General features: G+C 32.9%; 22 protein-coding genes. 20 read left to right on the forward strand and 2 right to left on the reverse strand.

Going from position 1 to position 22,068, the window contains the following annotated elements; genetic code table 11:
- The first annotated feature begins 128 nt into the window (after nucleotides 1-128).
- The 14 genes from AR685_RS07580 (at nucleotide 129) to AR685_RS07645 (ending at nucleotide 14,952) form a co-directional block, all read left to right on the forward strand.
- Complete coding sequence (locus tag AR685_RS07580) at nucleotides 129-971, forward strand: ABC transporter permease (RefSeq protein ID WP_059124204.1); 843 nt, start codon at nucleotides 129-131, stop codon at nucleotides 969-971.
- The gene (locus AR685_RS07585; protein ID WP_228376408.1) at nucleotides 971-2,173 is read left to right on the forward strand and encodes a polysaccharide ABC transporter ATP-binding protein; all 1,203 of its coding nucleotides are present in this window, start codon (nucleotides 971-973) and stop codon (nucleotides 2,171-2,173) included. The genes AR685_RS07580 and AR685_RS07585 overlap by 1 nt, the downstream gene beginning before the upstream one ends.
- 62 nt (nucleotides 2,174-2,235) lie before the next feature.
- Nucleotides 2,236-3,510, forward strand: a complete 1,275-nt coding sequence (locus tag AR685_RS07590; RefSeq protein WP_059124205.1) for a glycosyltransferase — start codon at nucleotides 2,236-2,238, stop codon at nucleotides 3,508-3,510.
- Nucleotides 3,507-4,589, forward strand: coding sequence for a DegT/DnrJ/EryC1/StrS family aminotransferase (locus tag AR685_RS07595; RefSeq protein ID WP_059124206.1), 1,083 nt, complete (start codon nucleotides 3,507-3,509; stop codon nucleotides 4,587-4,589). Before AR685_RS07590 ends, AR685_RS07595 begins: the two co-directional genes overlap by 4 nt.
- Nucleotides 4,590-4,592: 3 nt before the next feature.
- Nucleotides 4,593-5,234: a NeuD/PglB/VioB family sugar acetyltransferase gene (locus AR685_RS07600; protein WP_059124207.1), complete on the forward strand. Its 642-nt coding sequence runs from the start codon at nucleotides 4,593-4,595 to the stop codon at nucleotides 5,232-5,234.
- On the forward strand, nucleotides 5,234-6,133 hold the full coding sequence (locus tag AR685_RS07605; protein ID WP_059124208.1) for a glycosyltransferase: 900 nt from the start codon (nucleotides 5,234-5,236) through the stop codon (nucleotides 6,131-6,133). Before AR685_RS07600 ends, AR685_RS07605 begins: the two co-directional genes overlap by 1 nt.
- 38 nt (nucleotides 6,134-6,171) lie before the next feature.
- Nucleotides 6,172-7,329 (forward strand): glycosyltransferase family 4 protein, encoded by a 1,158-nt coding sequence (locus AR685_RS07610; protein WP_059124209.1) that lies wholly within the window; start codon nucleotides 6,172-6,174, stop codon nucleotides 7,327-7,329.
- 20 nt (nucleotides 7,330-7,349) lie between these two features.
- Nucleotides 7,350-8,201 (forward strand): glycosyltransferase, encoded by an 852-nt coding sequence (locus tag AR685_RS07615; RefSeq protein WP_059124210.1) that lies wholly within the window; start codon nucleotides 7,350-7,352, stop codon nucleotides 8,199-8,201.
- A gap of 5 nt (nucleotides 8,202-8,206) precedes the next feature.
- A complete protein-coding gene (locus tag AR685_RS07620) occupies nucleotides 8,207-9,025 on the forward strand; it encodes a glycosyltransferase (protein WP_052187757.1) in 819 nt (272 codons plus the stop codon).
- A gap of 104 nt (nucleotides 9,026-9,129) precedes the next feature.
- Nucleotides 9,130-9,798 carry an NAD(P)-dependent oxidoreductase gene (locus tag AR685_RS07625; protein WP_059124211.1) on the forward strand — a complete coding sequence of 223 codons (669 nt, stop codon included), beginning with the start codon at nucleotides 9,130-9,132 and terminating at the stop codon, nucleotides 9,796-9,798.
- Between the two features lie 18 nt (nucleotides 9,799-9,816).
- Nucleotides 9,817-10,737 carry a glycosyltransferase family 2 protein gene (locus tag AR685_RS07630; protein WP_047443101.1) on the forward strand — a complete coding sequence of 307 codons (921 nt, stop codon included), beginning with the start codon at nucleotides 9,817-9,819 and terminating at the stop codon, nucleotides 10,735-10,737.
- A gap of 225 nt (nucleotides 10,738-10,962) precedes the next feature.
- The gene (asnB, locus tag AR685_RS07635; protein ID WP_059124212.1) at nucleotides 10,963-12,759 is read left to right on the forward strand and encodes an asparagine synthase (glutamine-hydrolyzing); all 1,797 of its coding nucleotides are present in this window, start codon (nucleotides 10,963-10,965) and stop codon (nucleotides 12,757-12,759) included.
- The gene (locus tag AR685_RS07640) at nucleotides 12,759-13,694 is read left to right on the forward strand and encodes a glycosyltransferase family 2 protein (RefSeq protein WP_059124213.1); all 936 of its coding nucleotides are present in this window, start codon (nucleotides 12,759-12,761) and stop codon (nucleotides 13,692-13,694) included. The genes asnB and AR685_RS07640 overlap by 1 nt, the downstream gene beginning before the upstream one ends.
- A gap of 328 nt (nucleotides 13,695-14,022) precedes the next feature.
- Complete coding sequence (locus tag AR685_RS07645; RefSeq protein WP_059124214.1) at nucleotides 14,023-14,952, forward strand: glycosyltransferase family 2 protein; 930 nt, start codon at nucleotides 14,023-14,025, stop codon at nucleotides 14,950-14,952.
- Between the two features lie 4 nt (nucleotides 14,953-14,956).
- Here the strand turns inward: AR685_RS07645 and AR685_RS07650 are convergent, their stop codons facing one another.
- Together AR685_RS07650 and AR685_RS07655 are read right to left on the reverse strand one after the other, a co-directional pair.
- Nucleotides 14,957-15,862 carry a glycosyltransferase family 2 protein gene (locus AR685_RS07650; RefSeq protein WP_059124215.1) on the reverse strand — a complete coding sequence of 302 codons (906 nt, stop codon included), beginning with the start codon at nucleotides 15,860-15,862 and terminating at the stop codon, nucleotides 14,957-14,959.
- A gap of 60 nt (nucleotides 15,863-15,922) precedes the next feature.
- Nucleotides 15,923-16,693 carry a class I SAM-dependent methyltransferase gene (locus tag AR685_RS07655; RefSeq protein WP_059124216.1) on the reverse strand — a complete coding sequence of 257 codons (771 nt, stop codon included), beginning with the start codon at nucleotides 16,691-16,693 and terminating at the stop codon, nucleotides 15,923-15,925.
- Between the two features lie 103 nt (nucleotides 16,694-16,796).
- On the opposite strand from AR685_RS07655, the gene AR685_RS07660 reads away from it, so the two are divergent.
- From AR685_RS07660 to AR685_RS07685, 6 genes are all read left to right on the forward strand, one after another.
- Complete coding sequence (locus tag AR685_RS07660; protein ID WP_059124217.1) at nucleotides 16,797-17,636, forward strand: glycosyltransferase family 2 protein; 840 nt, start codon at nucleotides 16,797-16,799, stop codon at nucleotides 17,634-17,636.
- Nucleotides 17,636-18,793 (forward strand): glycosyltransferase, encoded by a 1,158-nt coding sequence (locus AR685_RS07665; RefSeq protein WP_059124218.1) that lies wholly within the window; start codon nucleotides 17,636-17,638, stop codon nucleotides 18,791-18,793. Before AR685_RS07660 ends, AR685_RS07665 begins: the two co-directional genes overlap by 1 nt.
- Before the next feature lie 53 nt (nucleotides 18,794-18,846).
- The gene (locus tag AR685_RS07670) at nucleotides 18,847-19,359 is read left to right on the forward strand and encodes an acyltransferase (protein WP_228376409.1); all 513 of its coding nucleotides are present in this window, start codon (nucleotides 18,847-18,849) and stop codon (nucleotides 19,357-19,359) included.
- Nucleotides 19,360-20,511, forward strand: coding sequence for a glycosyltransferase (locus AR685_RS07675; RefSeq protein WP_047443110.1), 1,152 nt, complete (start codon nucleotides 19,360-19,362; stop codon nucleotides 20,509-20,511). It abuts the gene before it with no gap.
- Between the two features lie 160 nt (nucleotides 20,512-20,671).
- Complete coding sequence (locus AR685_RS07680; protein WP_047443111.1) at nucleotides 20,672-21,232, forward strand: serine O-acetyltransferase; 561 nt, start codon at nucleotides 20,672-20,674, stop codon at nucleotides 21,230-21,232.
- 150 nt (nucleotides 21,233-21,382) lie between these two features.
- Nucleotides 21,383-22,048, forward strand: a complete 666-nt coding sequence (locus AR685_RS07685) for a carbonic anhydrase (RefSeq protein WP_047443112.1) — start codon at nucleotides 21,383-21,385, stop codon at nucleotides 22,046-22,048.
- Nucleotides 22,049-22,068 lie beyond the last annotated feature (20 nt).

The following is a 22,068-nucleotide window of genomic DNA, read 5'->3' on the forward strand; positions in this document are numbered from 1 at the left end:
TCAATAGCTTTATTTTTTAAGCATATTTTCTTATATTAGTTGATATTTAACTGTAGACACGATGAATATGCATCTACACAGAAATATTGAGTCAATTTATTATCCTAAATTTGTAAAAAAATCTACTTTTGAAAACCGTAGTATACACATCTGACAAAAAAACTCATTTTTTCCAAGAGCTTCTTGACATATTTAAAGATTTAAGATCGTCGACCTTTTTAGCTCTTCAGATGGCCAAAAGAGATATAAAAGCCGAATACAGACAATCTGTCTTGGGCTTTTTTTGGGCGTTCGCACCGATACTGATGAATTCGTTCGTTTGGATATTTTTGAATAGTTCCGGAGCCATCAGTGTGAATGCATCCGAAAGTATTCCCTACATTCCCTTTGTAATCATTGGAACAACTTTTTGGAGCATCTTCACTGATGGTATATCAATGCCGCTCACAGCTGTGAATTCCAATAAAGGAATTCTCTCTAAAATAAACTTTCCAAAAGAAGCATTAATATTATCCGGGATTTATAAAATGGCATTTAATCTTGTCTTAAAACTTGTCTTGGTAGTTGCTGTATTAATTTTTTATCAAATAAATCCAGGAGTTAATATTGTACTATTTCCGCTGTACCTTCTAGCACTGACCTTATTCGCATTAGCGATAGGACTAATCATTACACCACTTGGATTAATTTATACTGATATCAGCAGAATTATTAACACGGGCGTTTCTTTATTGATGTATATCACTCCTGTTGTATACGCGGCCCCATCAATTGGCTTCTTTAAAACATTATTTAAAATAAATCCGCTCTCGTACGTTTTTATAGACTCTAGAGCAGTTTTATTTGGATTGCCTCTACAATACGGTTTTTTGATTATTATACTCTCATTAATAAGTATAACCATTCTTATGATCGGACTAGTAATTTTCAGAAAATCAATGCCTATCATCATTGAAAAAATATCAGGATAATGATGAAAAAAAACAATGAAGTTCTCGTTAAAGTACAAAATGTATCCAAGAAATTTTCTTTGGATCTCAAAACAAGTTTAAAATATGGGGCTTTGGATATTCTTAAAAGTACTTTTGGTTTTAAAATAAGTAAAGAACTACGTCCCAAAGAATTTTGGGCTATAAGGGATGTTAGTTTTGAACTTAGAAGAGGAGAATGTATTGGATTGATTGGACACAATGGTGCGGGTAAAAGCACTCTTTTAAAAATGTTAAACGGCTTATATACTCCTGATAAAGGCCAAATTACAATGAAAGGTAAAATCGGCGCGCTGATAGAGCTTGGCGCTGGCTTTAACCCAATTCTTACAGGTCGTGAAAACATCTATAATAATGCTGCCATATTAGGATTTTCTAAAAATGACGTTGATAATAAAATAGAGTCTATCATAGATTTTTCAGAAATTGCTCAGTTTATAGACTCTCCCGTACAAAATTATTCTTCAGGAATGAAAGTGCGTCTCGGTTTTGCTATTGCAGCTCATTTAGAACCTGATATATTAATCATTGATGAAGTCTTAGCCGTTGGAGATTTAGGCTTTGTACTCAAATGTTTCAGTAAGATCGACGAACTACTGCCCAATACTGCGATGATTTTTGTTTCGCATAGCATGCCGATGATCTCCCGTATTTGTAATGAAATCATTTTAATGGATCACGGCATCGCTGAATATCAAGGAAACGACATAGGCAAAGGTGTACAAATATATTACAGTAAATTTTCAAACAATGACGAAGCTGAAGTTTTTAATAACGGAGATTTTACTTTAACAAGTAAATCTACAGATTTGAAAAACAACATACTTAGAAATAATAGCGATTTCACTCTCAAAGTAGAGTTTAAAATTAATACGTCTAAAAATGTCAATGCGCCTTTACTGTACATAGAATTTAAAGATAAAGAACAGCGCTCTATTGCGGGATTATATGTTAGGGATGAAAAGGCTTTTATTTTAAACTGTCAGACTATCTTATATACTGCAAGAGTGAAAAATCCTCTATTTACTTTAGGAAAATATACTATCGATATTGGATTATACAGTTTGTATGAAGAAACACCCATTTTCAGACAGAACTCGGCTTTTGAATTTGTAGTTGACAAAGAAAAAGAAAGATGGATTTCTATTGAGCTTGAAAGCGAAAGTGCAATAACAATTAATTAAAAAATAACTTTTTCACTGACTATTTCAATCTCAAGTTTACCAAAGAAATATTATAAATAAAAATGAATTTAAAAAAATCAATTCTAAATGTTCTATCTCCTTCATTGATTAAAAAACTTAAAGCTGTATATTATTTTAGATATACTTTTAATAGGATCAATAATAGCATTGATTATAATAAGTTGACCTTTAGATATTTTTATTATACAGAATTAAAGACATTTGACTTACTTATTTATGATAGTATTTTTCCAAACCTCATTTCAGGATTTAGGTTTGCAGAGTTTAACGCCTTATTAAATGAGTTTGATAACTCAAAAATAATTGTCAATCCATTAGATTATCCTTTCTTAAATCAGGACGTACGAACGCATCAATTAGATATAGATAATTTAAAAAACACACATCCTAAGTCTCACAAGAAAACATTTGTGGGAACTGTAAAAAACATAAAAAACGCCAAGCTTTTTTATTGTATATTTTTAAATAATATCTATGACAGTTTACCTTTTCTGGAGAAGAATAAAATAAATTTCATCTTCACATTATATCCAGGTGGCGGTTTTGATGTAAAACAAGAACTTGCATTAAAAAAATTAAAAGCGGTGCTGAATTCAAAATTTTTCAAAGGTGTCATTGTTACCCAACAATTCACTAAAGATTTTATCATGAAAAATTACAACTGTCCCGAAGACAAAATATTAAATGTGTTTGGATGTATTGTTCCACAAAACTCTATTGATACAACAAGGGTTAGGCATTATAGCAAAGAAATGTGTTTACAAGTATGTTTTTGTGCAGCAAAATACACTGAAATAGGAGCAGACAAAGGTTATGATATATTTATAGACACCGCAAAAATTTTAGTTTCGAAAGGTTATAATATTCATTTTAATGTTATTGGGGGATATGATGAGAATGTTATCGACATTACAGGGTTTGACAAAGCATTCACATTTCATGGTTATAAAAAGTATGAAGAGCTGCAATCAATATTTTTAGAACAAGATATAATCATATCACCAAACAGACCTTTTGTGCTAGATGTAGGAAGTTTTGACGGATTTCCTCTTGGTGCAGTTGTGGAAGCCGTCTTAAATGGTGCAGTTCCAATAGTAACTGACGAGCTAAAACAAAACAGTATATTCAAGGATGACGAAATTATTATTGTAAAACCTGACGCAGCAGAAATAGTTGAAAAAGTTGAACAACTTCTTTTAAACCCAGAATTACTACATTTGTTTTCTAAGAATGCTCAAAGAAAGTTTCGAGAAATTTATAAAGAAAGTTATCAGCTGGATAAAAGGATAGACTTTATTAAAAAACATATATTATGATACCAGTAACAAAACCTTTTCTTCCTCCACAAACTGAATATCAGAAATATTTAGATAACATTTGGAAAAGACAATGGCTTACGAATATGGGACCTCTTGCCAGCCAGCTTGAAATGGAATTAAAAGACCACCTAAAAGTAAATCATCTTCTCTTTGTGACTAATGGAACTGTTGCCTTGCAGATGGCTATCAAAGCACTTGAGCTGCAGGGTGAGATTATCACGACCCCTTTTTCATTCGTTGCCACAACAAGTTCTATTGTATGGGAAAATTGCACCCCGGTTTTTGTCGATATAGATGCAAAATCATTAAATATTGATGCTGAGAAAATAGAGGCTGCTATTACAGAGAAGACCTCAGCAATCTTAGCTACTCATGTGTATGGCAATCCGTGTGATGTCGAAAAAATTCAAAAAATTGCCGAAAAGCATCGGTTAAAAGTAATCTACGATGCAGCGCACGCCTTTGGAGTAGAAGTCAACGGAAAATCTATTTTTGAATATGGAGATGTTTCTACATGCTCTCTGCACGCTACCAAGCTTTACCATTCTGTAGAAGGCGGTTTATTAATTACTAAAGACACTGATCTTTTAAAAAAGCTGGCCTCGATGAGAAATTTTGGAATTTCGGGGTTTGATTCATTTGATGAGTTAGGACTCAACGGTAAAAACTCTGAATTTCATGCTGCAATGGGTTTGATCAATTTAAAATACATAGCTGCCATCCATCGGAAAAGAAAAATTCTTTCTGCACTTTATGATGAGAAACTGATAAATCTGAAGGCAGTAAAACCTAATTGGCATAATGCCTCGGGTGAAAATTTCGCGTATTATCCTTTAGTCATCGAAAGTGAAGAATTGCTTATAAAATTGAGAGCGGAAATGGATAAACAAGAGATCTTTACCAGAAGATATTTTTATCCGAGTTTAGCTTCAGCTTTACCTTATTTACCAAAGTTAGAGTTACCGGTAACAGAGGACGTATCCAGAAGAGTACTTTGTCTTCCCATGTATTACGATCTCACCATTGAAGAAATCGATCTTATTGCTCGAATTATGTTAAGAATTCAAAATAACTAGAAGATGCTAATTATAGGAGCGAAAGGTTTTGCTAAAGAGGTTTTAGAAGTTTGTCATCATAATAATGAACTTCAAAATCTAGCATTCTATGACGACGTTAATAATGATGTAGTGGGGTTATTATATAATAGATTTCCCATCATTAAATCACATAGCGACGCAAAATCTTTTTTCATCCAAACTGACAATCGGTTTACAATTGGTATTGGAAATCCAATATTAAGACAAAAACTGCATGCAGTTTTTACCGATCTTGGAGGCTTGTTGTGTTCAACCATTAGCAGTAAAGCTAATATCGGATCTTATGGGGTACAAATTTCTGATGGTGCCAACATTTTAGATGGTGTTAATATTTCGAATGATGTGGTTATAGGTAAGGCACCAATAATATATTACAATTCAATCATTACACACGACGTGATAATAGGAGATTTTGTAGAGATTTCGCCGGATGTAAAAATCCTTGGACGTGCAAAAATTGGAAATTTCTGCCAATTAGGCTCAGGCTCAATTATATTTCCAGATATTATCATCGGAAACAATGTAATCATTGGTGCAGGCTCTGTTGTTAATAAAAACATCCCTGATAACTGCACTGCTGTTGGAGTTCCAGCAAAAATTATCAAATCTCACGATAAAAACTGATGAATAATTTAACCGTAAGCGTTGTAATGATTACGTATGGTCATGAAAACTGCATTGAAGAAAGCATCAATGGTGTGTTATCTCAAATTTCCAACTCTACTATAGAGCTCATCATATCCGACGACTGCTCTCCAGACAACACCGAAATAATTGTTAATAAAATCATTAGAAATCATCCTAATGGGCATTGGATAAAATATATAAGACATTTTAAAAACAAAGGCGCTATTCCTAATTTCGCATGGACTATTTCTCAAGCTCAGGGAAAGTATATTGCTCTATGTGAAGGCGATGATTACTGGACAGATTGCTCAAAAATTCAGAAACAAGTAGATTTTTTAGAGAATAATAAAGAGTACAGCGTATGTTTTCATGACGTTGAAGAAATTGATCATACCGGAAAATTATTAGATAAAAGGCTCGTTGCATCTCATACTGCAGAAAAGACCTATACCATTGAAGATTTAGCTGAAGGAAATTTCATTCATACAGTATCTGTGGTTTTCAGAAAAAATTTCAATGAATTACCTTCGTGGTATCTAACCTCACCAGCTGGCGACTACCCATTGCACATGATTAATGCATCATACGGATTAATCAAATATTTTCCTGAAAAAATGGCCGTTTATAGAGTAGGTCAGGGTGTATGGAGTTCGCAAACGAGACAATCACAGTTTGTGAATACAATATTTATCATCAAACTAATGATGGCTAATCTTACTTTAAACAATGAAGTAATTAAAAATCTTGACCATCAACTATTGAGACTTATTTCAAATATTAAAGATATAATTTCACCTGCTAATGATAAGCTACAAGATCCTGAAAAAATGGCCTATAACCTTCCCATTAGAAAATTAGTAATTATTTTATTAAAGAAAATTAGATATTACTTCTAAAGGCTGCATAATTATCACCTCTTATACTGAAACATAAAATGAGCTCAAAAAAAATACTTTTCATCTCTCAGAATGCAAGTAGAAGTGGCGCTCCCATTCTATTGCTAAGTATTATACAAAAACTTCATTTAGATTTTGATATTGATGTACTGTTTCTTCAGGGCGGAGAAATTTTAGAAGAATTCAATCCTTTGTCCACTAATATTTTAACGATTAATTCCTTTCAAAAAAAATACAATCTTTATAATAAAATCACCGCAACCCTCACTCAAAGAAAAACCCTTTTAAACAAGGAGCAGCTAGAAAAAAAGGCAATAGATTATATTGTTAATAAAAACTACGATGTAATTATTGGGAATACGATTGCAACATTACATTTTTTATTACAATTACCCAAAACTAACAAAGCCATCTATTTACATGAATTAACTTATGCGTTAGAAGCAAATTACAGTAAAAACTATATCGTTGAGAATTTATCTAAAATACCTAAAATATTTGCAGGATCAGATTCGGTTAAAGAAAACTTGAAATGCCGCTACTCTATTAACGAAAACAGGATTGAAACCATTCATTCTTTTGTAGATGAAAAAGATTCTAAAATTGTTTTGACCAATGTTGAACTCAGAAATAAGCTGATGATTTCTTCTGACACTGTAATTTTGGGACTTATGTCAACTCCCGAACTGAGAAAAGGAACAGATCTGTTGCCCCAAATTGCTAAATGTATTGTAAAAAAACAACCGCAACTAGATTTTAAAATTGTCAACATTGGCGGAAAGGAAAATGATTCTTTTATCAATCAAGTACGTCTTGATGCTGAAAAAATAAATATTTCCGACAAGTTTATATTTATACCAAGTACCACTAATCCCAATGATTTTATAAATATGTTTGACCTATTCTTACTACCCTCCAGAGAAGACCCATTTCCTTTGGTCATGCATATGTCTGGTAATTTTCAAAAACCAATTATTGCTTTTAAAGATTCTGGTGGTATTTCTGAAGTTATCCCACAACCGCAACTTGCAGAATATTTAGATATAGAAGATTACTCAGACAAAATAATAGAGTTATGCCTAAATAAAACCAAGAGACTACAGTACGGTAAAGAACTTAAAGAAACTTTAAATTCTAATTTTAGCGGAGATATTTCTATAGCTAAATTAAAAGCTGCCATCAGTGAAATGTTATAAAACTTCATCTAATCAAAAAAATGATTTCAATTATTATATCCTCATACCAACCCCAATTTTATCTGCAGTTAAAAAATAACATTGCAGCATCTTGTGGTATCCCTTACGAGATCATTAAGATTGATAATCCGGGAATAATGAGTATTACTAAAGCTTATAATATAGGAGCAGAACAATCTCAGTATGACAATCTATTATTTTTGCATGAAGACGTCCTTTTTCACACCCAAAACTGGGGTGAAAAATTGATTGCTCATTTATCAAAAAACAAGACCGGTGTTATCGGTGTTGCCGGATCAAATTATGTTCCTTCAGCCCCTTGCAGTTGGACTGTTGTGAGTAAAATTAATAGAAATTTTATTAAACTTTATCAAAGTAACAAAGATGGCTCTTCACAGAAATTACATTCAAATATCAATGAACCTGTAAATGTTTTTGCATTAGATGGCGTTTTTATGGCTATTTCAAAAGCTCACTATATAAATGTGCGGTTTAATGAAGAGGTTTTCGGTTTTCACGGTTATGATCAGGACTTCAGTCTCAGAAGTGCCATGAAATATAAAAATTATGTTATCGATGATATTCTAATAGAACATTTTTCATCAGGCGATGCAAATAAAGATTGGTTTTTTAGTAATATCCAAGTCAGAAAAAATATAAATTATAGTTTCCAAGATAAAAATATCTCACAGGTTGAGCGAGAGGCTTACATAGATTTTATAAATCATTTTTTTAATTATCACAAACCTACAATAGGCAATGCAATCAATGCGTTATATTTTTATCCTTTTTTCAAACTGACAATAAAAGATCATTACAGAATTTTTTCACTTTTATTTTATTATTTATACAGAAAACCTAAGAATACCTAAGACCTATGGAAGACTTCATACACGTTATCATTACCAGATTCAATGTCCCAACCGAATCCTGGAAAGTAACCAGAGAAGGAGGAATACCTTTAAGTGAAGAATGGCTCTCTGACAGGTTTTCTATCTTCCAAAAATATTGTTTACCCTCTTTTAAAAACCAGAAGAATCAAAACTTTATCTGGCTTGTATTTTTTGACATCCATACTTCTGAAAAGCATAGGAAAACCATATCAGAAATTCAACAAGATTATCCTTTGTTCACTCCTATTTATATTCGTGAATTTCCCGATATGCAACCCAAACTAATGGAAATTATCCCGCAGTATTTTACAGATAAAACAAAATTTGTGATAAGTTCAGATATTGACAATGATGATATGTTGCATTGCGACTTTGTACAAACAGTTCAGCAGTATTATCAGCCTGTTAATGATCTGGTGATTGATCTCAGACTTGGCATTCAACTTACAAAAACTGGTAGAAGAACAGCGTTTGCAACTATCTTTAATTTTGCTTCCGGTCCTTTTATATCTATAGTAGAAAAAATTGATCATTTCAAAACAGTAATCAAAGAAAACCATACAAAATACCGCAATTATACAAATTACACTTATTTTGACAAAAAGCCGTTGTACATCCAATTTATTCATGACTACAATCTTCTCAATGAATCTTTTGCGGATGTAAAAAGAATGTATCATGTAGATTTTGAAAGTTTTGGAATAAGTCATAAGAATTCTTTTAAAATATCGAAATTCAACACTTTTAAACATGAGTTGAGAAGGATAATAAAAAAAGTCATCAAAAAAATCAGCTCATCATAAAGAAATGATTTTGGAGAAAGTTTCAGCTATAATTAAATTCATAAATTTGTTATATACCAAATAGAATCTTAGTTTTATAAAAATTTAGCACCATAAAAAATAGAATGATTATAGGAAACGGACTAATTGCGAATTCACTTAGGAAAATAGATTCAGATAAAATATTATTTTTTGCATCAGGAGTATCTAATTCTTTAGAGATCAGGAATTCCGAATTTGAGCGTGAGTTTTCTCTATTGAAAGAAAGCATTACAAATAATTCTGGAGTGAAAGTCATTTATTTTTCGACGCTGAGTATCTTCGATCGGTCAAAAAAAGACAGTCCGTATGTTATTCACAAAAAAAATATAGAAGATTATATTACGGAAAATCTTGAGAATTATTTAATTCTGAGAATCGGAAATATCGTGGGAAAAGGTGGAAATCCTAACACATTATTTAATTTTCTTAAATCGAAAATTGAGAATCAGAGTCAATTTGCAGTTCATACCAATGCCCGCAGACTTTTGATTGATATTGATGACATCTCTAAATTTTTAAGTTTACTTCTTACATACAATCAAAATCAAGTGATCAATTGTGCGTATCCTTACTATTACACTCCAAAAGAAATCATAGATGTGATACAGTCTGAGACAAAAAAAATTGCCAATTATGATGAAATTGATGAAGGTGATTTTTACAGAGTACATTTTAATAACGAGATTGAACGTTTTTTTTCAGAGACCAATCCTACTGAATACCTGGAATTTTTAGCTAAAAAATATATTTAATTGATATAAAACTAAAGAATGTCTAAAGTTCACATTATTATCGTTACATACAACGCCATGAAATGGGCTGAAAAATGTTTTACAAGCCTTAGACAATCATCCATTTTGCTCAAATGTATTGTAGTGGATAATGGTTCTACAGATGGAACTCAGGAATATATTAGAAAAAATTTCTCTGAAGTTGAATTAATTATATCTGAGGATAATCTAGGCTTCGGAAAAGCTAATAATATCGGTATTGCGCGAGCATATCAGCAAGGTGCTGATTTTTTTTATCTGATGAATCAGGATGCGTGGCTTTTTCCTGATAGTATTAAAAAGTTGTTGGAGATATATGGAAAATATGAGAATCGAGATGAAATCGGAATTATCAGTCCAATGCATCTCGACGGTTCAGAAAAACATTTAGATATCTTTTTAGATAAATATATTGCAATCAATTTCGAGAAAACCAGATTAATTTCTGATCTTTATCTTCAAACACAAAAACCGTACTACGAAATTAGCTTTATTAATGCTGCTCACTGGCTTCTTCCTAAAAGCACGATAGAAACAGTAGGCGGTTTTAATCCGTATTTTTTTCATTATGGTGAAGATACTGAATATGTAAACCGCATGAAATTCCATCAGAAAAAAATACTTCTAGTTCCTGGGAGCAAAGTTGTTCACGATGGAAAACAGAACTTAGCTAAGATAGATTACACAAAATATGAAGATTTAACTATTGAAACTAATATCCTTGATCCTAATTTAAAAAATGCATTGCAGCTCGAAAAAAAATCTCTCAGACAAAGCATGTTAAAAAACATTTTTACTGCAAACGGAAGAAATTTAAGAAATCTCCAGGCTAAATACAGAAAAATTGTGAAGGATGAAAAATCACTTACAGAAATCGCAGACCAGGTAAAGCACAAAGGGCCAACTTTTTTGAATCTCTGATTTATGTTATAAAAAACAAAGCTTTCTATTTCTTTGCAAATTATAAGCTACTTTATAAACAGAATAGATAACCTCAACGCAAGATTACTTCTGCCATTTATATTTTTATCTTTACATTTATACAGTTTTTAATTCAAAAAAAAAACAGAAAGTCACTTCTCATATCTCATGTAAGTCTTAAGATTATATTATTGATACCATGATATCTTTTACAGTTAATTTTTTATGTGCGGAATAGCAGGAATCATAGCAGCTAATGCTGTCAATTATCAATCCGAACTTCAGAAGATGACCGATGCCATTGCCCATCGCGGTCCCGACTCTGCACACCATGAATTTTACGAAAATGCCGCTTTAGGACATCGCAGACTTTCTATTATTGATCTATCTGAAAATGGAAAGCAACCCATGTTTTCTAACACCAAAAATGAATGTATTGTTTTAAATGGTGAAATCTATGGTTATCAATCCATAAAAACAGATTATTCAGAATATCCTTTCCGTGGAACCTCAGATACAGAAGTGATATTGGCAATGTATAGGAGAAAAAATGAAAAGCTGATTTACGACCTCCCAGGAATGTTTGCATTTGCTATCTGGGATGAAGAAAAGCAACAGCTTTTCTGTGCAAGAGACCGTTTTGGTGAAAAGCCATTTTACTACGCTGTCGGTAAAAATAACGAGTTTATTTTCGCATCAGAAATCAAAGCGATACTCGCAACAGAATTGATTGACCCCAAAGTAAATCAGGAAGCACTTTCGCACTATTTGCAGTATGGATATGTCAATGCTTATCAAAACATTTACTCCAATATCTTTACATTACCACCTGCTCATCAGTTAATTTTGAAAGATGGGAAAATTTCAGTTTCAAGATATTATAGTATCCCCAAAATAAACAAAAAAATAAGTTTATCAGAAGCTAAAGAAGAATTTATTTACCTTTTGAAAAATTCTGTGAAAAAACAGCTTATCGCAGACGTAGAAGTAGGAAGTTTCTTGAGTGGTGGACTAGACTCTTCATCAATTGTAGCTTTGGTAAATGAATTCTCACCTCAACAAACGACCATTAGTTTCGGATATGATCATGCTGACAGCGAACTCAAATATGCCAAAGAAATAGCAGAAAAGTACCATACCAAGCACATTGAGATTCATGAGGAGAAAAAAAACATCGCAGCATCACTGTTAACTGTAACTCCATTTTTAGATGAGCCTTTTGCTGATCGATCATTTCTGCCACATTACGAAATCTGTAAAAGCGCACGAGAAAATCTTAAAGTTGTCCTTTCAGGTGATGCCGGTGATGAGCTTTTTGGAGGTTACAATTTTTACAGAGTTGAGAACGAACTTAAAAATCACTTCAGTTATCAGAATATTATTGCCAAATTCGGCCTAAAAATTTATCAAAATCTCAAGCAGATTTCTTTTATTTCTCAAAAAAATATAGAACACAATTCCATTCTAGATTTCCATCAGAATTTTGTGCGAAATTCATTTAGCAAAAGTGAAAGAAATCAATTGGGAATAAAAGTGGATTACCAACAGGAATATAGTTTTGAGCCCAATGAAAATTCTCTTAATGATATTATGAGAATAGATTTGGAAAAATTTGTTCCTGGAAACACGATGGTAAAGTCTGATCGTATGGCAATGGCGAATTCTCTAGAAGTACGTACTCCCTTCCTCGATGTCGACTTTGCCGAATTTTGCATTCAGCTTCCTGAAAATCTGAAATTAAATAAAGATAACGACAAAATCATTCTTCGTGAAAGCATGAATTCGTACTGGACGGAAACTATCCGAAAACGTAAAAAGCAGGGATTTGGAATGAGTATAGAAGACTGGTTTAAAGAAGAAAGTCTTCTCAGTCTGTCAGATGATCTTTTAAAAGATCGAAATCAAAAGATATTCGACCACATCGATTTTGCAGCGACACAAAAATTCCTAGATAAAGGCCAGAAACATTGGAATCTTCTGCAACTTTCTCTGTGGGCACAAAATAATAAAACAGTTTTATAATGTCTGGATTTTCTGTAATTATACCCGTTTATAATGCTTCAAAATTTATTGAAAAAGCAGTTAATTCTGCTCTTTATTTTGATGAAGTGCAGGAAATTATTTTGATAGAAGACAGATCTTCTGACAATTCACTGGGAATATGTGAGCAACTGGTCTTACACAATTCCAGAATAAAACTTTACCAACACCCAGATAAAGGTAATCACGGTGCGGGAGCATCAAGAAATTTAGGCATGGAAAAAGCAAACTCAGAATTTATAGCTTTTTTAGATGCTGATGATTATTATCTTCCCAATCGTTTTGAAGCAGAAAAAGAAATATTTAAAGACCTACAGATCGAAGGTGTTTTTGGAGGGCTGGGAACTGAATATTTAACGAAAAAAGGTAAAGAAGAATTTCAGAATAAATTTAAAAATACAGATTTAACCACTGTTAATTTTTCAGCTGAAGGTGAAGACGTTTTTAGAGGTCTGCTCGGTTTAACACCGAAAACATTCGGTACATTTTTTCACCTCAATACTTTAACGGTGAGACGATCTTCCATTATAAAAAACAATCTGAGGTTTAATCAAAACCTTCGCGTACATCAGGATTCTGATTTCATCATCAAACTGGCTTATCATTCTTATTTAAAATCCGGCATAATCAATAAAGCAGTAGCAGTACGCGGTGTGCATGATGATAACAGAATTACAAAAATTAAAACATATTCAAAACAGTATAATGAGCGACAATATCTGCTATGGAAATCTTTGTATGAATGGTCGAAGATGCAAGATCTTGACAATCATACTTTGCGAAGACTCTATCTGCAATATAAAGCTTTTGAACTGTCACTTTGCAGCCCCGTCCATAAAATCATAAAGCTCATTCCTGTAATCATCAGAAATCCGGAAATTTTGAAAACAAAATATCGTTTCACATTTACCCATTGAAGATGAAACTTACGAATTCGCATATTCTACAGGAAACATAGCCATAAAACGGTAAAGAAATAGTCTAAATTATGTTTGGTAAAGGAAGCCATTGGCACCTATTTTTTCAGTAGTTTTATTATAATTTTCACTATACAGAAGTTGGATTTTAATAACTCGATATTTCCATTTTACAAAATAGAATAATCAGAATTGTTCCTCTTTATTATCTTCTTACATTTGCATAGACCATTTTGGAGATGCTGTAGTTATAACAACTCCTCGCGACTTCCTCATTTAAAAAAATTACCAATAGATAAAAACTCAAATTTAAAGCCTTCCGTTTTTAATGAAAATATCCGTTATCATACCTGTCTATAATGCTGAGAAATATATTACTAAGGCTGTAGAATCGGCTCTTCAATTTGAGGATGTTTCTGAAATAATATTGGTCGAAGATCAATCTCCTGATAATGCATTGGAAGTCTGCGAGAAATTAGCAGATAAGCACTTTAAAGTAAAGCTTTTTCAGCATCCTGACAAAGCAAATCATGGTGCCGGAGCGAGCAGAAATTTGGCGATAGAAAAATCTACAGGAGACTTTATTGCATTTTTAGATGCAGATGATTATTTCCTTCCCAACAGATTTGATGCAGAAAGGGAGCTGTTTAAAAACCCTGAAGTTGATGCTGTATACGGAGCGCTGGGTGTACATTATTATTCTGAAGAAGCAAAACAGCAATATTATCAGATTTTCGGAGACAGACTGACGACGGTGTATAAAAAACATGATCCTAGTGATGTCTTCCCCGGACAGCTAAATATGAAAGGGAGTTTCGGGCTTTTTAGTATTGACGCTTTAACAATACGAAAGGAGGCTCTCATAGAAAAAGTAAATCCTTTATTCAAGACGCATTTAAGACTTCATCAGGATACTGAATTTTTATTCAGAAGTTCTTATTATCTGAATTTTTATCCGGGAATTTTAGACAAAGCCGTTGCGGTACGAGGTGTACACAGCAATAACAGAATTACACAGGTTGATACGAAAATGATAAAGCCTGCTATCTCAAAAGTTTTACTCTGGAAGGAGGTTAATGACTGGGCGGAAGATGAAAGCACAATGCCACAGCATATTAAAAATCATATAAGGCGAACACACCGCAGCTGGGAAATCGCTAATGCATCTCCCATGAAAAAATGGATGATGATTCTTAAATATCTGATTGTAGATTATCAAAGCATCCGCTCGGGTTTGTACAACATTAATTTTAGGTAAATTCTTAAAAAAATTTAGACTTCAGTTTATTGAAGACTAGTTTCAGTGTTGTAGCAAAACTTATTTTAGAAAAATCTATTTTTTGCTGATACAAATCCAGATAAAACTGATGTTCAAGAATCTCAAAGGTATACTGCTTGTTTCTTTCAGATAATATCTTAAAGATTTCATGATCATTTACAAATTCAATTTGTAACAGAGAAATCAATTTTTGCAGTTTCTTCATCTGTCTGTTCCCGTTATCGGAAGTCCAAATCCCTGTTCCCACACGGTAGTTTGCCATATTTAAAGGCAAATATTTTATTTTCCCTTTGCGTGCTACCATCATTTGTAAAGGATAATCGAATAGAGGTGCATCAACATACCAATCGGGGATATAGATGTGCTCAGATCTAAGCATTACAGTTGGTGTATACATCAATGGTCCGGCAGCAAGATCTTTTACGGTATAGGTTTTTTCAAAATTATCTGTTGGCCATTCGGTCAGTACCAAATCATCAGTCAGTTTATTTACTTTGTGAAAACAAATTGCATACTCTTCATTTATCTCTAAAAAATCTGCCTGTATTTGAAGCTTTTCAGAATCTGTCCAATAATCATCACCTTCACAAAAAGCAATATATTTCCCACTACATTGTTTAAAAGTATATATGTAATTGGGCAAAACGCCCATATTTTCATGCGCCAGAAGTTTTACTCTGTATCCTTTTTCATGTGATCTAATAATTTCGTAGATAATCTGTATGGTATCATCAGTAGATCCATCATCAGAAATTACCACTTCGTATTCAAAGTTTGTTTCCTGCATTAACAGACTTTCTACAGTTTGCTTTATAAAATCCTGCTGATTGTAAGTCAATGTGCAAACACTTACAAGAGGTCTTTCAATCCTTTTAGTATCTTCTATCATTTTCAGAAATTAAGTATCAATAAAGTCTTTCAAAAAACCTTCACTATTACAAAAAGAATATTATTTAATAAATACACCAACAAATTTACCTTCAAACTCCACAACAGTAGTTTCAATTCTATTCGTTTCACAAAAGTCCTGATATGCAGAATTATCACCGATATCATCACTAATAAAGACGCCGCCTTTTCTCAGATTACTATAAAGTTCATGATATGCCCATACTCTTCCGTTATAGCTTTTGTCTGAATCATAATGAACAACATCAAATTTTTTACCTTCACCGAAAATCTTAGGTAGAGATTCTTTATCTGCAAAACGAAATAATTTCCAGTTTCTCTTTAGATCTTCAGGAACTACGTAACCCACATACTGATCACCATTTTGTCCTAGATACGGCATATCTGAACTATACAGAATTCCATTTCTTTTTTTGAGCGAAAGCAGTGATGCCAATGATGACCAACCGTAAGCAACACCAGTTTCTACAACATTTTGTGCCTTAGTGAATTCACAGGCAAAATAAATTAATTCTAAAGCTCCGGGACCACCCATTTTTATTGGGCATTCTTTTTCTTTATTTAATGACTGTATTAAAATTTCTTCAAAATCTTTCCTGAACAAAGAACTATCTAATGAAAAGAGTTGAGAAATAGCTTCTTTCTGTGAAACTGCTTTTGATGACGCCCAGGAATGAGTTTTCGCTTTGCCTTTGAATGCATTATTTCTATTAACGGTATTTTTTAAAATTTTCCTTCCCAATTCTGGATAAAGATCGGGCCTTTTAAGATATCCGATAAATGTCTTGAAAACTCTTGCTATTTCACTCACAGTGCTTATTTTAGTATCACAAAAATAAAGATTTTTATCTTATTTATAATTTTTAAGAATAATTATCTTTGTATACAATTATCCTTAAAAATCCAATTATACGATGATATTTTCAGTACTCATAGCCAATTATAACAATGGAAGGTTTTTTAAAGACTGTTATGATTCGATTATAAGTCAGAATTATAAAAATTGGGAAGTCATTATATTGGATGACTGTTCTACAGATAATTCTCTTGAACTAATAAAAAACACGATCGGCTCAGACAGCAGATTCAAGTTATTTGAAAATAAAGAAAATTCTGGTGTTGGAGTTACCAAAAGAAAGCTTATAGAACTGGCTACAGGTAGTATTTGTGGATATTTAGATCCTGATGATGCTATTAAACCCAATGCTCTGCAATCGGCAGTAGATATTTTAGAAAAGAAGAAGGATGTTGTTCTTACCTACTCAAGGCTCGTAAAATGTGATGAAAATCTACAGCCGTTGAAAAATTTTAAATCTGCAATGCAGGTTCCTAACGGACAGAAAACATTTTTTAACTTTCCAATTCAAATAGCTCCTTTTGTAGCTTTCAGAAGAGATGTTTATATGAAAGGAGAAAAGATGAATCCTGAATTAAAAATTGCCGAAGACCAGGATCTCTACTTCAAAATGTACGAATCAGGAAAAGTAGCATTTATTAATCAGACAGATTATTTGTATAGATCACATCCTGGAGGAATTTCTCAGAATGAAAACAAGAAAAAATCCTACGAATATTATGGCCTTGCAATCTGGCTAGCTATGAAACGGAGAAAATTACAATCTATTAACGGAAAAGGTATTCCAGAAAACTATAGTAATTCTCAAGAAATTTTTGACTTACTAGAGTACCAAAATAAAATATCCTTCCGCATCCAAAAAAAAATATTACTCATTCTACAAAAATTATTTGGTTAATGTCATATCAGAAAAAAACAAAAGTTCTCTTCAGACATCGCTCTATGGAAATGGGCGGTGTTGAAAAAGTGATTCTAAGCATGCTCAATAACCTTAATAAAGAGCAATTTGAGATGACAATTTGTCTAAATATCAATCAAGGCGAGCTTAGAAATGAATTTCCGGAACATGTTAGAAAAGTCTTTATTGCACACGGAAAAGAAGATTTTTCTAAAAATTCTTTCATCCAAAAATTACAGCTGGCCAAAAGAAAGCTACAACTTCAAAATGCACAAAAAAACCCAGAAGTTGCAGACAAATTATTACAAGAAAAATTTGATGTTGAAATTGCTCCTACATACGCTGCATTTTCTTCGGTTCTAAATTCTATCAACAAGGATTCAAAAAAAATAGGCTGGTTTCATTCGGATATTACACTCCCAAAACTGCAGCCGTTAGTTCCGGGTATTTTAATGCAAATTCCTCAGTTTGATTATTTTATTTTTGGATCTCAACAGACTAAAGACATTTTGATTGAAACCTACCCTAACTTAAAAATCCCTCAGAATCAGGTTATACTAAATGCAATTCCTATCGAAGAACTGAAAAGAAAGGCTGAAGCTTTTGTGCCAGAATTTCCAGATAAGCCAGTTTTCGTTTCTGTAGCTCGGCTTCATAGCCGCAAAGGGTTTCATAAATTGATAGACGCACACGCCCAACTATTGAGAGATGGTTTTGACCATCATATTATTGTGATAGGCGATGGTGATGAAAAGGAAAATTTAAAAAAACAAGTAGAAAGTTTAGGAGTAACCAAAAGTTTTGAGTTTTTAGGATCATTGCTGAACCCCTATCCTTATGTAAAAAATGCAGATTTCTTTATTCTGCCTTCTGAGTCAGAAAGCTGGCCACTAATCATCGCTGATTCACTAATTCTTCAAAAACCCATTATTTCAACCAATGTAGGTGGAATTCCCGAAATGATCAATCATGAAGAGACAGGCTATCTCATCAAGTATGACACCCAGGAAATGTATAAGGCGATGAAAAAGTTTCTTTCAGAACCAGAATTCGTTTTTACCATTCAAAAAAATATAATGAATATTGAAAAACAGTTTGATAATAAAAAAATCTTTGATGCTGTTGAAAATATCATTCTTAACTTAGTAAAAAATTAGAAATGCTTTTTTTATATCGATTAATTCTCAAATTGCATAACTTATACCACTACATGATTCAAAAGATTTATTTAAAGGTATGCATTGCAAAGGGTTTGAAAGTTGGCAAAAATGTACGATTTGTAGAAGTTCCGGAATTTGGAACAGAACCTTTTTTAATAGAGATTGGCGATGACACCACTTTTTCAAATAATATTCGATTTGTGAATCACGATGGGGGACAGAATGCTTTACACTTTTTTGAAAAATATAAAGATGTGAGAACTTTTGGCAGAATCAAAATAGGAAAACAATGTCTTATAGGAGCCGACTCTATCATAATGCCTGGCGTTGAGATCCAGGACAACTGTGTATTAGGTGCTGGATCAATTTTGACAACTTCAATGCCTAAAGGAAGCGTTTATGCGGGAGTACCCGCAAAATTCATCTGTACCTTAGAAGAATATGGTGATAAACTATTAAGTGACAACGTAATGTATCCCAGAGAACTTGAGCCATTTCGTCCTAAATTGGATGCTTACATCAAAGAGCATCTTCCATACACTTATAAACACGTTAGAAAATAAATGATCGAAAAGAAAAAAATCCTCATTCGCATTGGTTCTCTTCGTCACGGTGGCGCAGAAAAAGTATTGGTAACCTTCCTCAAAAATCTTCCGAAAGATAAGTACGAAATTGATCTGCTTTTAAACTTATATTCAGGTAAATATCTGAATGAAGTTCCGGATTGGGTGAATGTTATCCATCTCAACAAAGGTGAAATGATTACTACAAATCGCTTGCAGGACATTCCGGAAAAGGCTGCTAGAGTTATTTTCCAAACGGTTTTAAAAGAATTTCCAGACCTTTTGTATACACTCATTTTAAAAGATAAAAAATACGATATTGAGTTTGCGGCAATCCACGGAATGCGAGATGAGATCCTTCACTCAACCAATCGTTCTTCCAAAAAAATCATTTGGATTCACAATGATCTTTCGCAGGTCAAAGAATATACCGATGAAGAGATTAGGAAGTTTTTTGGATTCGATTCGATTATGGTGATTTCAAAAAAAATTGAGCAGCTGTTTCATAATTTAGCTCAAAATGAAATCGAAAAGCAAAAAATTGTAAAAATTTATAATCCACTGGATACCGAAGAAATTCTGACCAAAGCCCAACAGCCGGTAATTAATTATGAATTTGATGACCAAATTCCGACTTTTATTTCTGTGGGAACTGTTTTCCCTCAAAAAGGTTTCGACAGACTTCTGAAAGTTCACAAAAAACTACTTAACGAAGGCTTTAATCATAAAATACTGATTGTAGGTGATGGATATGATTTTGAAAACATCAAACAATTAAAAACCGAATTGGGTGTTGATAAAACCGCTACTATGCTTGGTTACACAGACAATCCTTATCCTTACTTTAAGAATTCGGATTTTTATATTTTAAGCTCTAGATATGAAGGTTTCCCGACAGTTTTGTTTGAAGCAATTACCTTGAAAAAGAAAATCATCGCAACAGAAGTTTCAGGTGTTAACGAAATGTTGAATAATGGAGAACTAGGTCTGATCATAGAAAACTCAGAAGAGGGAATTTATTTGGGAATGAAAAAAGCTTTAACCCAACCAGAATCTTTCTCGGTTTATACAGAAAAACTTCAGAATTACACCATGCCTTTTAATCTTGATCATTCTGTCGCCAGAATAGTTTCAGTTTTGGATGAGCTGTGATTTGGGTAGAGGCGGCTAGCTTTTTGCTATTGTCTTCACGATCATCCTTCATGCAAATAAGTTTTGAAAAGATGCCAGTCATGGATTTGAAGAAATTAATTTTGATTAAAATTAAAAAGAGCCTTCAATAAAAACAAAAGAGAATCCTTAAATTTGCTGCATGCCCAAGAATTATTCTATTATACAAAAAGATTTTTACCGAGAAAGTGGTGAGTGGCTTTCGCCCATTCAGATTTTACTGAAATGCATCAATCCTAACCTTCACTTTATCTATCTTCTGAGAAAGGCACAAAAATTTGACAAAACTCCTATTTTAGGACTGTATTGGAAGATTGTTTTGAGACATTTTCAAATTAAATACGGATTTCAAATCTATCCGGAAACGCAGATCGGGGAAGGTTTGTATCTGGGACATTGGGGCAGTTTGGTGGTCAACCCAAAAGCAGTAATTGGTAAAAACTGCAATATTGCTCAAGGCGTTACCATCGGACAGCAAAACAGAGGTAAAAATGAAGGATTTCCCATCATCGGAAACGATGTCTGGATCGGACCGAACGCTGTCATCGTAGGAAGCATAACGATAGGAAACAATGTTTTGATTGCGCCCAATTCTTACGTTAACAGTGATGTACCAGACAATTCTATTGTTGCAGGCAATAAGGCAAAAATATATCCTAAAAGTGATGCTACTGAAGGATATATCAATAATAGGGTAGAATAATTCATTTTACTGTAATTTAATCTATATTAAATTGTGTTAAAAATGATTGTAAATTCGTTAAAAATTATATTTTTGTACAATTATTGATTCAGTCTATTGAATTTGAAAATAATTTAAACGAAATAAATAACCATCATTTAAATCTGATTTATGTCACAATCGTATAAAGTTATTTTTGAAAACAACAGAAAATGGGTAGAGTCTAAAATCTCAAAAAATCCAACCTTCTTTGAAGATTTAGCTAAAACTCAGAATCCTGACTATTTATATATCGGATGTTCAGACAGCAGGGTAACTGCAGAAGAATTGATGGGAACAGAACCGGGTGAAGTTTTTGTAACCAGAAATATCGCCAATGTGGTCAATACTTTAGATATGAGTTCCACAGCCGTTATTCAATATGCGGTCGAACATTTAAAGGTAAAACACATTATCGTATGCGGGCATTACAATTGCGGTGGCGTAAAAGCTGCAATGACGCCTCAGGATTTAGGATTATTAAATCCTTGGTTGAGAAATATCCGTGATGTGTACAGACTGCACCAAGCTGAACTAGATTCCATTGATGACGAGGCAAAACGTTATGACAGACTTGTAGAGCTGAATGTTCAGGAGCAATGCATTAATGTTATCAAAATGGCGTGTGTACAGGAAAGATATATCATCGATGAGTTTCCCGTAGTGCATGGCTGGGTATTTGACCTTAGAACGGGAAAAATTATTGATCTGGAGATTGACTTTGAGAAAATCTTAAAAGACATTCAAAAAATATACAATCTGACCAGTTCTGACTGGGTGATGAGCCGAAAGAAATAATCTTTCAAAAAAAATAAAAG

It is taken from the genome of Chryseobacterium sp. JAH, from assembly GCF_001507335.1.
Taxonomy (GTDB): domain Bacteria; phylum Bacteroidota; class Bacteroidia; order Flavobacteriales; family Weeksellaceae; genus Chryseobacterium.

Bases quoted from the DNA above. Each gene is read 5' to 3' on its own strand.
- AR685_RS07585 (WP_228376408.1), top strand. From the start codon at position 971: ATGATGAAAAAAAACAATGAAGTTCTCGTTAAAGTACAAAATGTATCC.
- AR685_RS07590 (WP_059124205.1), top strand. From the start codon at position 2,236: ATGAATTTAAAAAAATCAATTCTAAATGTTCTATCTCCTTCATTGATT.
- AR685_RS07595 (WP_059124206.1), top strand. From the start codon at position 3,507: ATGATACCAGTAACAAAACCTTTTCTTCCTCCACAAACTGAATATCAG.
- AR685_RS07600 (WP_059124207.1), top strand. From the start codon at position 4,593: ATGCTAATTATAGGAGCGAAAGGTTTTGCTAAAGAGGTTTTAGAAGTT.
- AR685_RS07605 (WP_059124208.1), top strand. From the start codon at position 5,234: ATGAATAATTTAACCGTAAGCGTTGTAATGATTACGTATGGTCATGAA.
- AR685_RS07610 (WP_059124209.1), top strand. From the start codon at position 6,172: ATGAGCTCAAAAAAAATACTTTTCATCTCTCAGAATGCAAGTAGAAGT.
- AR685_RS07615 (WP_059124210.1), top strand. From the start codon at position 7,350: ATGATTTCAATTATTATATCCTCATACCAACCCCAATTTTATCTGCAG.
- AR685_RS07620 (WP_052187757.1), top strand. From the start codon at position 8,207: ATGGAAGACTTCATACACGTTATCATTACCAGATTCAATGTCCCAACC.
- AR685_RS07625 (WP_059124211.1), top strand. From the start codon at position 9,130: ATGATTATAGGAAACGGACTAATTGCGAATTCACTTAGGAAAATAGAT.
- AR685_RS07630 (WP_047443101.1), top strand. From the start codon at position 9,817: ATGTCTAAAGTTCACATTATTATCGTTACATACAACGCCATGAAATGG.
- asnB (WP_059124212.1), top strand. From the start codon at position 10,963: ATGTGCGGAATAGCAGGAATCATAGCAGCTAATGCTGTCAATTATCAA.
- AR685_RS07640 (WP_059124213.1), top strand. From the start codon at position 12,759: ATGTCTGGATTTTCTGTAATTATACCCGTTTATAATGCTTCAAAATTT.
- AR685_RS07645 (WP_059124214.1), top strand. From the start codon at position 14,023: ATGAAAATATCCGTTATCATACCTGTCTATAATGCTGAGAAATATATT.
- AR685_RS07650 (WP_059124215.1), bottom strand. From the start codon at position 15,862: ATGATAGAAGATACTAAAAGGATTGAAAGACCTCTTGTAAGTGTTTGC.
- AR685_RS07660 (WP_059124217.1), top strand. From the start codon at position 16,797: ATGATATTTTCAGTACTCATAGCCAATTATAACAATGGAAGGTTTTTT.
- AR685_RS07665 (WP_059124218.1), top strand. From the start codon at position 17,636: ATGTCATATCAGAAAAAAACAAAAGTTCTCTTCAGACATCGCTCTATG.
- AR685_RS07670 (WP_228376409.1), top strand. From the start codon at position 18,847: ATGATTCAAAAGATTTATTTAAAGGTATGCATTGCAAAGGGTTTGAAA.
- AR685_RS07675 (WP_047443110.1), top strand. From the start codon at position 19,360: ATGATCGAAAAGAAAAAAATCCTCATTCGCATTGGTTCTCTTCGTCAC.
- AR685_RS07680 (WP_047443111.1), top strand. From the start codon at position 20,672: ATGCCCAAGAATTATTCTATTATACAAAAAGATTTTTACCGAGAAAGT.
- AR685_RS07685 (WP_047443112.1), top strand. From the start codon at position 21,383: ATGTCACAATCGTATAAAGTTATTTTTGAAAACAACAGAAAATGGGTA.